Consider the following 13,894-nt stretch of genomic DNA (forward strand, 5'->3'; position numbering starts at 1 on the left):
GCCGGTGCACAGGCCGACCCGCGGCCTGTGCCCTTGCTCACGGCAGCCGGAAGCGGAGGCGGCAGATCACCGCGTCCGTCTCGCGCCGTACGGCGTGGGCGACGACCGCGCCCCGCTGGTTCTGGAGCATCCGCTGCCACAGCCGCTCGGGCTCGGTCTCCGGGATCAGCACGGTGACCCGTGCGCCCGGCTCGGCGGCGGCCACGTCACGGACGTACTCGGCGATCGGGCGGCCCAGACTGCGCCGCTCGCAGGGCAGCCGGACCAGCGGCACCGACGGGTTCCAGGCCGCCCAGGAGCGCTCCAGGGCGCGGAGCTGGGCCCGGTCCTCGGGGTCCGGGTAGCACACGGTCACGGCGCGGACCTCGTCACCGAGGGAGGTGGCCGCCGTGAGGGCCTCGGACGTCAGCCTGGTCAGGGACGAGACGGGGACGATCACCAGCGAGCGCTCACGGTGCGGAGTCTCCGGTACACGGCCGAGCCCGAGCCGCTCGCCGATCCGGCCGTAGGCGCGGTGCACGGTCCGGAAGGCCATCACGAGCAGGGGCAGCGCGATCACGATCAGCCAGGCGCCCTCGCCGAACTTGCTCGCCGTGACGACGACCGTCGAGACACCCGTGAGCAGTGCGCCGAAACCGTTCAGGAGCGCCTTGCGGAGCCAGTGCGGCCCGCGCTCCAGACGCCAGTGCCGGACCATGCCGACCTGGGCGATGGTGAAGCCGACGAAGACACCGATGGCGAAGAGCGGGACCAGGGTGTTGGTGTCGCCGCCGGAGAAGACCAGCAGCGCGGCCGAGACGAGGGCGAGCGCGACGACGCCGTACCGGTGGACCTGGCGGTCGGCCTTCAGGGCGAAGACGTGCGGCAGGTAGTTGTCCCGGGCGAGCAGTTTCAGCAGGACCGGCAGTCCGCCGAAGGAGGTGTTCGCGGACAGGGCGAGCAGGACCATCGTCGCGAACTGGATGACGTAGAAGCCCCAGTTGTGGCCGAGTGAGGCGTCCGCGAGCTGGGCGAGGACCGTGACGCCCTCGACCGGCTGGAGGTGGAAGCGGGAGATGAGCACCGACAGGCCGATCAGCATCACGCCGAGGACGGCGCCGAGGGCGACCTCTGCGTGCTGGGCGCGCTTGGCACGCGGGACCCGGAAGGTGGGGACCGCGTTGGCGATGGCCTCGACACCGGTGAGCGCGGAGCACCCGGAGGCGAAGGCCTTCAGCAGGAGCAGGGCGCCGACCGTGGTGGCGTTGTCGGAGAGGACCGAGGCGTGGCCGGCGGCGGCTTCCGTGCTGGCCGGCTCGGACCGGAACAGCCCGACGGTGATCAGTACGAAGATCGACCCGACGAAGACGGCGGTCGGCAGGACGAACGCCTTCGCCGACTCCACGATGCCCCGCAGGTTCACGCCCGTGATCAGTACCAGGACGGCCAGGCACAGCCACAGGCGGTCGTCGTACAGGGACGGGAAGGCGGAGGTCAGGGCGGCGACACCGGCCGTGACGGCGACGGCGACGTTGAGGACGTAGTCCAGGACCAGCGAGGCCGCCGCCACCAGGCTGGTACGCGTGCCCAGGTGTGTCTTGGCGACGGCGTAGGAACCGCCACCGTCCGGGAAGGCCGCGATCACCTGCCGGTAGGAGGCGACCAGCACCGCGAGCAGGGCGGCGATCGCCAGCGTGACCGGCAGCGTGAAGCCGAGACCGTGCGCACCGGCGGCCGCAAGGACGAGCACGATGGCCTCGGGCCCGTAGGCCACCGACGCCATGGCGTCCAGGGACAGGGCGGCAAGGCCGGTGACCGCGGTCAGCCGGTGCCGTTCACCGGTATCGGGCGGCTCCTCGTCGGCGGGGACGGCATCCGGCTCGGTGGTCAGGACGGACATGGGCGCGTGCTCCTTCTGCGTTCGGCCGCACACGGGGACCGAAAATGTGCGCGGGTGCACGCAGGTTCTGTCCGATTCCCCTCGCATTCGACTGTTCCTGGCGGCTTCTTCGCGCTCAACCGGCCGTCTTTGACGGGCTCTTGACGGGCGTGTGACGCGCCCGACTCCCGTCGTGGCGACTTCTCGTACGGGGACGGCTTCCGGCCGCCGGTGGACAACTTCCGGCCGTCGGTGGCCTCGCGCCTCACGCGCCCCGTGCGTTGCGCCCGGCCGGTTCGGCCGCCGCGGTCCTCGCTGCGAACGGCAGTGACACGACCATCGTGAGGCCGCCGCCGGGAGTGTCCTCGGGGGTGAGGGTGCCGTCCATGGCCTCGGTCAGCCCTCGGGCGAGGGCCAGTCCGAGGCCGAGCCCGGTGGTGTTGTCGGTGTCGCCGAGCCGCTGGAAGGGCTCGAAGAGCCGTTCCCTGCCGTCCTCGGGGAGACCGGGCCCGCGGTCGACGATGCGCAGCTCCACCCGGCCCGCCAGTGTGCTGGCGGTGAGGAGCACCGGGGTTCCCGGCGGGGTATGGCGGGCGGCGTTGCCGACCAGATTGGCGATGACCCGTTCCAGGAGCGGCGGGTCGGCGAGCACCGCGGGGACGTTCTCCACGTCCGCCACGTCCACCCCACGGACGTCCGTCAGGGCCATGGGCAGCACCTCCTCCAGCGAAGTGGGCCGCAGGTTCAGGGTGAGGGCGCCCGCCTCCAGGCGGCTGAGGTCGAGCAGGTTCTCCACCAGGCGGTTGAGCTTGGCCATGGACTCGTCGGCCGTGGCGAGGAGTTCGTCGCGGTCCTCCGCGGAGAAGGCGACGTCGCGGCTGCGCAGGGAGGCGACGGCGGCCCACCCGGCGGCCAGCGGGGTACGCAGGTCGTGCCCCACCGACCGCAGCAGAGCCGTGCGCAGTCGGTCGGCCGCCTTCACCGGCTCCACCTCGGCCGCTGCCTCGGCGAGCCGGGCGCGCTCGACCGCGGAGCCGACATGGGCGGCGAAGGCGGCGAGCACCCGCCGCTCGGACGACGACAGAGTGCGGCCCCGGAGCGCCAGATACGCGCCGGGGCCCGCGGGCACAGCCGTCACGCCAGAGGCGTCGAAGGCTCGGTCCACCAGGTCCGCCGACTCCATGCCGAAGGTCTCGCGCGTCCGCTCCAGCAGGGCCGGAATGGTGGCTTCACCTCGCACGATGCTGCCGGCCAGGGACGACATGGTCTCCGCCTCGGCCGTCGCCCGGGCGGAACGTCTCGACAGCCGCAGGGAGCGGTCCACCACCGCGGCGACGGTGGCCGCCACGACCACGAACACCGTGAGCGCCAGCAGAGCGTTCGGGTCGTCCAGGGTGAACCGCCCGACGGGAGGGACGAACCAGTAGTTGAGCAGCAGGGACGCCGTCACCGAGGCGATCACCGCCGAGACGACCCCGCCTATGCAGGCCACACCCACCACCGTGAGCAGGAACAGCAGGGCCTCGCTGGTCAGGTTCAGCGTGCCCCGCAGTTGGGCGAGGACGAGTGTCAGCAGCGCCGGAAGCACGAGACCGGCCACCGGACCGGCGATCAGCCGGGCCGTCGACAGCGTGCGGCGCCGCGACGGCAGGAGCCTGCCTCGCCCGGCCCGCTCGTGGGTCACCCGGTGGACGTCGATGTCGCCGGACAACTCGGTGACCGTCTCCCCGGTCCCCGGCCCGGTCAGCAGCCGTGCGAGTCCGCCGCGGCGGCTCGTGCCGAGCACCAGCTGTGTGGCGTTCTCGGCGCGGGCGAACTCCACCAGCGCGGTGGCCACGTCGTCACCGACGACCGAGTGGTAGCTGCCGCCCAGGTCCTCCACGAGATGGCGCTGCCGGGCGAGTGAGGCGTGCGAGACACCGGCGGCGAGACCGTCGCTCCGGGCCACGTGCACGGCGAGCAGATCGCCGCCCGCGGACCTGTCGGCGATACGGGCGGCCCGCCGGATCAGTGTGCCGCCCTCCGGTCCGCCGGTCAGCGCGACGACCACCCGCTCCCTGGTTTCCCACACCCGGCCGATGCCGTGCTGCGTGCGGTACTCCTGAAGCGCCTCGTCGACCCGGTCGGCCAGCCACAGCAGTGCCAACTGGCGCAGCGCGGTGAGGTTGCCCGGCCGGAAGTAGTTCGCCAGTGCCGCGTCGACCTCCTCGGGGGCGTAGACGTGGCCGTGCGCCATTCGTCGGCGCAACCCCTCGGGCGGCATGTCGACGAGCTGGATCTGCCAGGCACGCCGTACGACCTCGTCGGGCACCGTCTCCCGCTCGGGTACCCCGGTGATCTTCTCGACCACGTCGTTGAGCGACTCCAGATGCTGGATGTTCAGCGTGGTGATCACGTCGACACCGGCGTCTAGGAGGGCCGCGATGTCCTGGCGGCGCTTGGGGTTGCGGCCGTCTCCGGGCACATTGCCGTGCGCGAACTCGTCGACGATCGCCAATTGCGGCCGACGGGCGAGCACCGCGGCCAGGTCCATCTCCTCGTACGTTTCGCCGCGACGGGTACCCGACGCGCGGGGGACGACCTCCAGACCGTCGAGCATCGCCTGGGTGTGCGGGCGTCCGTGGCAGTCGACGAACCCCACCACCACATCCGCCCCGCGCAGGGCACGCCGCCGCGCCTCGTCGAGCATGCGGTAGGTCTTGCCGACCCCCGGAGCGGCTCCGAGATAGATCTTCAGTCGTCCGGGCCGTACGTCACTCATCGCCGCCGACGTGCTCCGCTCACTGGCTCAACTCCTCCGCGCACTTGAGGGTTTCCTTCCAAGGAGGCCGTTTCGTGCGGCGGGCGGCACGGTCGTTGGCAGTTCCTTGACGTGCGCCCGGAGGACCTTGACGTGCTCTTGATGTGGCATCACCGGGTCGGCGCGTGGGACCGCGTGGCCGGGTGGGACCGCCTGGCCGCGTGGGTGTGCGGGAGTTGGGGCGTCGTCATCCGGTGGGAGTGCCGTGCTCGGCTCCGGCGGCCGCGGCAGGTGTGGTGGCCGTCTGCGTGACACGCGAGGGTCCGTGACGTCCTCGGTGTCGGCGCCCGGAGCGGCTCGCCCGGTTCTCCCGTCGCGAGGCGGGCCGACGGCAGGCAGGACCGTGGCCGCGCACAGCGGCGCGGCCGCGCGGGCGTGTTGCCCGCGGCAGCTGCGCTGAGCGGCCCGCGCGGCCACGGTCCTGCATCCCCCGTGTCCCCCGTATCCCCCGTCGCAGCCTCGGATTCGTCCGGCGTCCGTGAGCCGTCTCACCGCCGCGGTCCGGGGCTGCCCCCACAGGGCGCGACCACCCAACCTCGTGGCGGTGCGCCGTCCTCGGTCCCGAGGATCTGCGCCGACCCGGCCGTGCGAGCCACGGCCCCCTACTGGGTCACGCCACGGGTGGTCGCCCAACCCCCCGTCGGCGATCATTCTGTGACCGGATTCGGCCACCTGTGACCTCTGTTGACGCGCCTCTGATGAATCTTCAGGTCTACCTGACGACCCTTTGACGGCCGGGCACGGCTCCCCGGGGTCCGGCGGGCGGGACGAGCATCGTCGAGGGCGACGAGAGTGACGTGGCCGCACGCTAGAGCCTCGTCAGAGAAGGGTGTGCCGGCTTGTCCGGTACCGGCGGCACGGCTTCGATGAACGGCGTGAACAGCGCCTGGCTCCTCTTCGACCGACCGCCGAGTACCACCCGGCCGTCGCTTCGTACGCCGCGCTGACCGGAAGCACACGCGTCCCACGGACACCGCGTCCCACCGACGCCACGTCCGTACGACGCCGACTTCCGTGACCCGAGGGGCGCCCCGATCCGCTACGGCGCCCCGTCCTCGTTTCCCGGCACGCACCCCACCGCCCCTCACCGGGCCGTGTCCGCGTGCCCGCAACCCCGGATGGGAACATGTCCGACTCACCCCTTTCCTCCCGTACCGTTCTGGTCACAGGGGCCACCACCGGCATCGGCTACGAGACCGCCCGACAGCTCACCGAGCGCGGCGCGACCGTACTGCTGCACGGCCGCACCACCGAGGAGACCCGGGCCGCCGCCGATCGCCTCATCGCCACGGCCGGGGTCCCCGAAACCCAACTCGCGCTCTACGCGGCCGACTTCGCCAGGCTGGAGGAGGTCGAGGGGCTGGCCGCCTCAGTGCTCGCCGAACACCCCCACCTGGACGTCCTCGTCAACAACGCCGGGGCGTGTGCGAGACGCCCCTGCTCCCCCTGTACGCACACGAGGGCCTCACTCCGGCCGAGGGCGCGGCACACGTGGTCCGGCTGTGCGACCCGGCGGTCGAGATCGTCAACGGCGCCTACTACGACCGCGCCGAGCGGGTCGACCCCGCTCCGGCGACGCTCGCTCCGTAGTCCAGTTTCGGCCGCCGACCCGCCTCCTGGAACAAGCCCCTGAAACCCAGCGCCGAGTGACGTCGCAACGAAATCCATCCGCCTCCTGTGTATCCCTGACGTGCACCCGGCAAGCCTTAACGCTCCCTTGATGCGTTCGGAGCACTCTCGCGTGGGCCCGCGGCTGACTCCCTGCATACGCTTGTCCGGCCGTCCGCGTGATGGCCGGAACCCAACGCCCTTACGCGCACCAGGAGCACACCGATGGCCACCCCCACCCGACACCGAGCGCACCGTTTGCGCGCCTGGATGCTGGAGGGCCTGTCGGACATGGGCAAGACGGGTGGCCACACCGGTCCGCACGCCGAGCCGGAGCCCGCGCACAAGGGCCAGCCCTGGTACCGGGTCATGTGCCTGACGGGTGTGGACTACTTCTCCACCCTCGGCTACCAGCCGGGCATCGCCGCGCTCGCCGCCGGGCTGCTCTCGCCCGTCGCGACGGTCGTCCTGGTGGTGATCACCCTGGCCGGTGCGCTGCCGATCTACCGCCGGGTGGCCGAGGAGAGCCCGCACGGCGAAGGCTCCATCGCCATGCTGGAGCGGCTCCTCACGTTCTGGAAGGGCAAGCTGTTCGTCCTGACGCTGCTGGGCTTCGCCGCCACCGACTTCCTGATCACCATCACCCTGTCGGCCGCGGACGCCTCCACCCACCTCGTGGAGAACCCCCATGTGGCGGACCCGCTGCACGACAAGCAACTGCTGATCACCCTGATCCTGATCGCACTGCTCGGCGCGGTCTTCCTGAAGGGCTTCCTGGAAGCGATCGGGGTGGCCGTCGCCCTGGTGGCCGTGTACCTCGCGCTCAACGCGGTCGTGGTCGTCACCGGCCTGTGGCACGTGGCCACCGAGGGACATGTCGTCACGGACTGGTCGGATGCCCTGACCGCGGACCACGGCAATGTGTTCGTCATGATCGGGGTGGCCCTGATCGTCTTCCCCAAGCTTGCGCTCGGCCTGTCCGGCTTCGAGACCGGCGTGGCGGTGATGCCGCACGTCAAGGGCGACGACAGTGACACCGAGGAGAGCCCCAAGGGCCGTATCCGGGACACCAAGAAGCTGCTGACCACCGCGGCCGTCATCATGAGCGCCTTCCTGATCACCACGAGTTTCATCACCACCGTGCTGATCCCGGAGAAGGAGTTCGAGGAGGGCGGCCCGGCCAACGGACGTGCCCTCGCGTATCTCGCCCACGACCAGCTCGGCAACACCTTCGGCACCGTCTACGACATCGCGACGATCGCCATCCTGTGGTTCGCGGGCGCCTCGGCCATGGCCGGACTGCTCAATCTGATGCCGCGCTACCTGCCCCGCTACGGCATGGCCCCGCACTGGGCGCGCGCCGTGCGCCCGATGGTCATCGTCTTCACCCTGGTCGGCTTCCTGGTCACCTGGATCTTCGACGCGGACGTGGATGCCCAGGGCGGCGCGTACGCCACGGGTGTGCTGGTGCTGATCAGCTCGGCGGCGATCGCGGTGACCATCGCCGCGCGCAAGGCGGGACAGCGGAAGTGGACGATCGGCTTCGCCGTGATCTCCGTGGTGTTCCTCTACACGACCGTCGTGAACATCATCGAGCGCCCCGACGGTGTGAAGATCGGCGCCTGCTTCATCGCGGGCATCATCCTGATCTCGCTCCTGTCGCGACTGCTGCGCGCCTTCGAACTGCGTGTGACCAGCGTCCGGCTCGACGACATGGCGGAACGGTTCATCCGGGACATGGCCAGCCGCAAGATACGACTCATCGCCAACGAGCCCGACCGACGTGACCGCAGCGAGTACCGCGACAAGATCGAGCAGATCCGCAACGACAACGACCTCCCCGAGCAGGAGGACTTCGTCTTCGTCGAGGTGACGGTGACCGACCCGTCCGAGTTCGAGGCGAGCCTGAGCGTGCGCGGCGAGGTCATGCACAACCGCTACCGCGTCCTGACCATGGAGTCCTCCTCGATCCCCAACGCCCTGGCCGCCCTCCTCCTGCACGTCCGCGACACGAGCGGCCGCATCCCGCACATCTACTTCGAGTGGACCGAGGGCAGCCCGTTCGCCAACTTCCTGCGCTTCTTCCTCTTCGGACAGGGCGAAGTCGCCCCGGTCACCCGCGAAGTGCTCCGCGAAGCGGAACCCGACCGCGCCCAACGCCCCCGGGTGCACACCGGCTGAGGCCACTGAGGCCGACCACAGTGTCAGGCTCCCGTCAGGATCGGCCCGCCCCGTGTCAGAACCCCATCAGCGGAGGCCGCGCCCACCGCGAACCCGCCTAGTGTCGGCCACATGGGACGTAGCGGACAGGCGGATGCGACTGGGGACCGCCACTGGCGTGGCAGCGCCCGGTTCGCAGTGACCTGCGCCTCGACCTTCTTGGTCATGAGCCTTCTGGTCGACTGGTGTTCGGGGGGCCTGACGCCCCTCCATGCTCTGCTCTGGTTCGCCTCGTCGGCCGCGCTCTTCTCGATCCTGCTGCCGCCGCAGGTGAGCGCGGGCCCCGGCTGGCTTGCGGTACGCACCTCCTGGCGCCGTCGATTCGTCCGCACGGACGAGCTGAGCGCCGTGCGGCAGTACGAGGGCGTCTCCGGCCACCTGGTCCTCCAGGACGTCCAAGGACACCGCCTCGAACTCGATCCCCGGATCCTCGCGGCCAACCCGCTGCTCTGGCACGAACTGGACACGGGCGCCCTCCGTTCCCTGGAGCGGGGCACCTTGCGCAATGGCGCCGACGTACTGGACCGGCTGGGGCACCGTATCGACGACGAGACGGCACGCGCGGTGCTCCGGGCGTCGGGGATCGTCTGAGAGCCCCGCCGCGGGTCCGGCGGCCCGAGGCCGAGCCGTTCGTCGAGGCCCACGGATAGACGACGGCCCCGGCTGTGCGCTGATCGTCAACTCACTGTGCGCCGTGCGCCAACGACATCGTCCCCGCCGACCCGCAGTATGGAGTCAGAGGTTGGCGCAGGGAGCGGGCCCTCGACGGACACGATCCGTCACGGGGGAGTGGCTCGCTCCCTGTGCGGCCCACCGGATGCGGGACTTGGGCCCGGCAGGCCCGCCGGGGCCCTTTACGAGGACGGCGGGAACGGTCCCACCGTCACCAGCCACACATGGCCGTCGGGGTCGGCGAACGCACCCGAGTACCCCCACGGCTGCTTCCCGGGCGGCGCGACGACCTCGCCGCCGGACCGGCGCGCCCGCTCGACGAGTTCGTCGACCTCCGCCTCGGTGTCCGCGTTCAGGCTGAACGCACACTCGCTCTGACCGGGCGCTGCCACCTCGTGGTTGCCGATGACCCAGCCGAATCCGCCCGTGGGGATCAGCATCAGGTGCACACCGTCGTTGAGCACGAAGCGCAGCGGCTCGGGCACACCGTCGTCCGCCACCTCCCCGACGGCATCGAAGCCGAGCCCGTCACCGTAGAACGCGTAGGAGGTGGGGCGGTCGGCGGTGGGCAGGCTGATGACGATCGGGGACTGCGGCATGGGCAGGGCTCCTTGTGGCCGGTGGATGCGCATACGTCGACGTGTGCGTTGCTCCGCGCACGTGGGTTCGTATGCCGGGCTTCGGAGTCTCTGACCGGGCGGCGGCGTGAAAATCATCGGTCGCGCCGTTCTCGCCGCCCTGCCTGCCGTGGCACGAGCCTTCCGCCTCGTCCTCGGAAGCCTCAATCCCCCAACGCGTAGACGTCCTTGACCTTCACCTCGGCCACCCCACGGCCCTCCGCGAAGACCCGGCGCCAGTCCCCGGCCAGGTGGAGTTCGTCGGTACCCATGGCCCGTACCACCAACAGCCCCTCCTTGTGGGCCTTGTGGGCCTTCATCCAGAGATTGGCGAAGGCCTGGGAGCGGATCAGGTGCATCCAGTCCGGTCGGTACAGCTCGCGGTTGTAGTTCGACATCCCCATCGTGGAAACGAACTTGGCGTACATGGCCTTCACGTATTCGAGGGTCACCGTGTCGTCGTCGGCGATCGCGCGGTCCCGGGCGGTCTTCAGCGCGACACGGAACTTCTCCAGGAGTCCCTCGGTCGCTCCCGAGGTCCACGACTCCAGGATCCGCGGCTCCTCGCAGAGGCCGTACTTGGGCCCGGAGAGGCGAAGGAGCAGGCGCAGTGTGGGCTCGCCGACCCACAACGGTCCGGGTTCGTCCCTGCTGCCGAGCGGGTGGGGCAGTTCGTCGCCGTGTGCCCAGTCGGGCGGGTCGATCAGGTGGATTCCGGCGCGGCGACGGTCGTGGACGGGGCTGGTGGAGTGTTCCAACTGGCCCAGCGGCAGGTGGGTCTTGAGGGCGGACAGATAGGCGCCGTTGACGTCCAGTGCGGCCACCTCGTGCGCACCGGGCGGGAGTCCGGGCCGTGTCCACTTGGGGCGGGCCTCCCAGATCTGGTCCGCACCGCGCGCCGTCTGCTTGCGCAGCACCTCCGGGAGCCAGGGGTGCGCGACGATGTCGTAGCGGCCGCCGATCCGGCACTGGTCGAGCAGTGCCATCGCATCCGGGATCGCCCTCTTCACGAGTGCGGCGGTCGCGGCTTCCAGATCGCCCGCATGGGCTTCGAGCGCGGCGGCGACGGCCTCGCCGATCGGATCCGCTTCCTCGGCGGCGACCTGGACGCGGCGGCCGCTCGGCACCGTACGCACCTGTCGGTCGCCGCGTGGGCCGGGCGTGCCCGCCCGGGACCGCGGTGCGCGGGCTGGAGTGAACTCGCTTTCCGCTACGGGGAGTTCGGGCGCGGCAGCCGATGCCGTACGGTCCGTGTCCGCTGCCTGGGGGGCGGTCGCCGCCGCGCACTCCTGCGGGTCGAGGTGCTGCGGGAAACCGGCGATCTCCTGCCGTGCCGGGCCGCCACACAGCACACACGGCCGGGGCTCGGCGAGCGCGCTCTCGGAGCCGTGCTGCGGGCTGTCCGGGGACGGGGCGGAGGCGGAGGTCGTGACAGGGGTCGCATCCACGGCAGGTGGGGCGTCCCCGGCGGGCATGACGCTCGCAGCAGACATGACGTTCGCAGCAGGCACGTCGTGCCGTACCGGCTCCGCGGGCACGGCATCGGTCGCGGCTAGACGTTCCTGTGCGGCGTCGAGGAAGTACGCGTACTTCTCCCGGCTCTCCCCCGCCGGTTCGCGCCCCGCCTCCCAGGCCCGTACGGTGCCGGCGCTCACCCCGACCGCCCTAGCCACGTCGGTCTGCGACAGATGCAGCAACTCCCGTACCTCGCGCCGCCGTTCGGCGGACGGGAGGGGAGCGGGCGGGCCGGACCTCGCGAGCAGGGCGTCGATCTCCGTGAAGGCGTCATGGTCCGGCCTGCTGGGGTCGGACGTCCGCCGCTGGGATTCCGTCCGCTCGGATGCTTTCGGCTCGGAGGTCCGTCCGCCGCGAGCCGCCGCCTCGGAGGTCTGCCCGTCGGGGTTCATGCCGCGAATCCGATGTTGGTGACGTACTCGTACTGGCCCCACTGGGAGCCGAGGTCGACCAGATGGTCCGAGACCCAGTGCTGGTCCAGGGCCTCGTCGTCCCCGGCGGCCCAGGCGGTCACGAGACGGTCCCAGCGGCGGATGTTCATGGTGCGGTACTCGAGGACCCGCTGGTGCGGCCGGTCGACCTGGGACTGGTTCAGCGGGTGGATCTCCACCCGGGTGCCACCGCGCGAGTTGAGGCGGGCGAGCAGGGATCGCGCGACGTTGGCGCGCCGCACCCGGCGGTAGGCCTCCTCGATCCGCTCCAGGTTGCTCTTGGAGGGGCTGCGCTTTCCGGCGAGCCAGGCCTTGACCGTACGGTCCGTGGCCGTGAGCCCGGCCTCGCGGGCCGCCTGCCGCGCGCGGGGGGTCCGGGTGAGGTAGTTCAGGCGGGCCATCAGGCCACGGCGGGAGGTCACCGGGGAGACGATGCCCCCGGCGAGCGCGTCGAGCCGTCGGGCGATCGCTTCGCCCCCCTTGATTCCGCGGGCACCGAACTTGCCGAACTCGATGTTCCTCTCCGGCACTTCGGCCCTCCTTCGCCCCGCGTCCCGACACCGACCGCCGACGGCGCGCCCGCCTGTCCTCGTCGCCGCGCCCCGTCCGTACGGGTTCCTCCGCCTGAGCAGGGTACTTCGCCGCTCCGGCCTGCCCCGACCCTAGCCAATGAAGGCCGTGCGTTCCTTGCCACTACGCTCACTTTCACTCGCTCACCGTCCGTCCGCCGACGGCCCGACCTCCACCGGAGAAGCCATGTTCTCGCTGTTCCGCCGTGCCAAACCCCAGATACACCTGAGCACCCTGGGCGCCGACGGCCACGGCAGGACGACACTGCTCTCCGCCCTCACCCAGGTCCTGCACCGGGACCGCCCTGACGCCAACACCCATGTGCCGCTTGCCCAGTTGGGCAGTTCGGCGGGTCCCGCGGTCGTGCAGTACGAGACCGCCCGGGCCCGCTACACGCACCAGGACTCCCTGGCACCGGGGGCGGGCGGGGCCCTCCTCGCCGTCTGCGCCCTGGACGGGCCGATGCCCGGCACCGAGGAACAGCTCAGGGCGGCCAAGGAGGCCGGGGTCGACCGGATCGTCGTCGCGCTCACCCGGTGCGACCTGCAGTCCGACTTCGACGTTCTCGAAGTGATCGGGGTCGAGGTAAGCATGCTGCTCGACGAGCAGGGCTTCGACGGGGACTCCACTCCCGTGGTGCCCGTCGCCGCGCAGGCGGCGCTGCGCGGCAACGAGGCCGGAACCGACTCGATCCGGACGCTGCTCAGCTCCATGGACAAGGCCTTCGCCCGGCGCTGAGGGCGCACGCTCGCAGAGCCCGGCTGAAGTCGGTTCAGCCTGCGGTCGGTTCAGCCTGCAGTCGGCCCGTCGCGCGCTCCCGCCGCTCACACTGTGCGTACGGTCACGCCCGCGGCGGCCAGCGGTGCGATCTCCTCCGGCGGCGCGGACTCCTCGGTGACGACCGCGTGCAGAGCGGTGGCGGGGGCGACGAAGGCGAGGGCGGTACGGGAGAGTTTGGCGGCTTCGGCGACCGCGATGACACGTCGGGCGGAGGCGATCGCGGCGCGTTTGACGGCGGCGTCCTCCAGGTCGTACGCGGTCAGGCCGTTGGCGGCGTTGAGGCCGCAGCAGCCGATGACGGCGGTGTCGAAGCGCAGGGCGGCGAGGGAGGCCTCGGTGAGCGGGCCGGTGAGCGCCAGTTCCCCGGGCCGTGGGCGGCCGCCCGGCACCAGGAGGGTCAACTCGGGCCCTGCGGCAAGGGCGTTCACCGCGTGCAGGGAGAGCGGCATCACGGTCAGGCGGCGCCCCTCCAGAGCTCGGGCGACCTCCAGACAGGTGGTGCCGCTGTCCAGGACGACGGACTCCCCGTCCGCGACGAGCGCGGCGACCTCGGCGGCGATCCGTCGTTTGGCCTCGCCGCCTTCCTGCGCCCGCAGCGCGAACGGCGGTTCGTCGCCGCGCAGCAGCAGGCTCCGCGCTCCGCCGCGGTAGCGCTCGAGAACGCCCTGTCCCGCCAGAGTCTCCAGATCACGGCGGACGGTCATCTCGGAGGCACCGGTGAGAGCCGCGAGTTCGGTGACCCCCATCCGCCCCGCCGCGCGCACGGCCTCGGTGATCGCCTTCAGTCGGTCTGTGCCAGCCATGGCCACATCGAACAGGATCG

At 71.3% G+C, this 13,894-nt stretch carries 9 protein-coding genes and 1 pseudogene; 4 read left to right on the forward strand and 6 right to left on the reverse strand.

The features are described 5' to 3' along the window. Positions 1-37: 37 nt before the first annotated feature. Both HUT18_RS00590 and HUT18_RS00595 read right to left on the reverse strand, forming a co-directional pair. Complete coding sequence (locus HUT18_RS00590; protein WP_176096792.1) at positions 38-1,879, reverse strand: APC family permease; 1,842 nt, start codon at positions 1,877-1,879, stop codon at positions 38-40. A gap of 244 nt (positions 1,880-2,123) precedes the next feature. Further along, positions 2,124-4,619 (reverse strand): ATP-binding protein, encoded by a 2,496-nt coding sequence (locus HUT18_RS00595; RefSeq protein WP_176096794.1) that lies wholly within the window; start codon positions 4,617-4,619, stop codon positions 2,124-2,126. A gap of 1,165 nt (positions 4,620-5,784) precedes the next feature. Between HUT18_RS00595 and HUT18_RS00600 the strand changes: the two are divergent. From HUT18_RS00600 to HUT18_RS00610, 3 genes and pseudogenes are all read left to right on the forward strand, one after another. Beyond that, positions 5,785-6,230, forward strand: a pseudogene (locus tag HUT18_RS00600) (SDR family NAD(P)-dependent oxidoreductase); the annotation flags it as partial. A 261-nt stretch (positions 6,231-6,491) separates the two neighbouring features. Beyond that, positions 6,492-8,447, forward strand: a complete 1,956-nt coding sequence (locus HUT18_RS00605; protein WP_176096796.1) for an APC family permease — start codon at positions 6,492-6,494, stop codon at positions 8,445-8,447. A gap of 111 nt (positions 8,448-8,558) precedes the next feature. Then, complete coding sequence (locus HUT18_RS00610; RefSeq protein ID WP_176096798.1) at positions 8,559-9,077, forward strand: hypothetical protein; 519 nt, start codon at positions 8,559-8,561, stop codon at positions 9,075-9,077. A gap of 263 nt (positions 9,078-9,340) precedes the next feature. Here the strand turns inward: HUT18_RS00610 and HUT18_RS00615 are convergent, their stop codons facing one another. From HUT18_RS00615 to HUT18_RS00625, 3 genes are all read right to left on the reverse strand, one after another. After that, entirely contained in the window at positions 9,341-9,757 is a 417-nt protein-coding gene (locus tag HUT18_RS00615; protein ID WP_176096800.1) for a VOC family protein, read from the reverse strand. 182 nt (positions 9,758-9,939) lie between these two features. After that, positions 9,940-11,682 (reverse strand): helix-turn-helix domain-containing protein, encoded by a 1,743-nt coding sequence (locus HUT18_RS00620; protein WP_176096802.1) that lies wholly within the window; start codon positions 11,680-11,682, stop codon positions 9,940-9,942. Then, positions 11,679-12,251 carry a transcriptional regulator gene (locus HUT18_RS00625; RefSeq protein ID WP_176096803.1) on the reverse strand — a complete coding sequence of 191 codons (573 nt, stop codon included), beginning with the start codon at positions 12,249-12,251 and terminating at the stop codon, positions 11,679-11,681. The genes HUT18_RS00620 and HUT18_RS00625 overlap by 4 nt, the downstream gene beginning before the upstream one ends. Before the next feature lie 226 nt (positions 12,252-12,477). On the opposite strand from HUT18_RS00625, the gene HUT18_RS00630 reads away from it, so the two are divergent. Beyond that, positions 12,478-13,029 carry a GTP-binding protein gene (locus HUT18_RS00630; RefSeq protein ID WP_176096804.1) on the forward strand — a complete coding sequence of 184 codons (552 nt, stop codon included), beginning with the start codon at positions 12,478-12,480 and terminating at the stop codon, positions 13,027-13,029. A gap of 86 nt (positions 13,030-13,115) precedes the next feature. Here HUT18_RS00630 and HUT18_RS00635 read toward each other — a convergent pair whose 3' ends face one another. Continuing rightward, complete coding sequence (locus HUT18_RS00635; RefSeq protein ID WP_176096805.1) at positions 13,116-13,874, reverse strand: DeoR/GlpR family DNA-binding transcription regulator; 759 nt, start codon at positions 13,872-13,874, stop codon at positions 13,116-13,118. Positions 13,875-13,894 lie beyond the last annotated feature (20 nt).

The sequence above is a fragment of the Streptomyces sp. NA04227 genome (genome assembly GCF_013364195.1).
GTDB lineage: Bacteria > Actinomycetota > Actinomycetes > Streptomycetales > Streptomycetaceae > Streptomyces.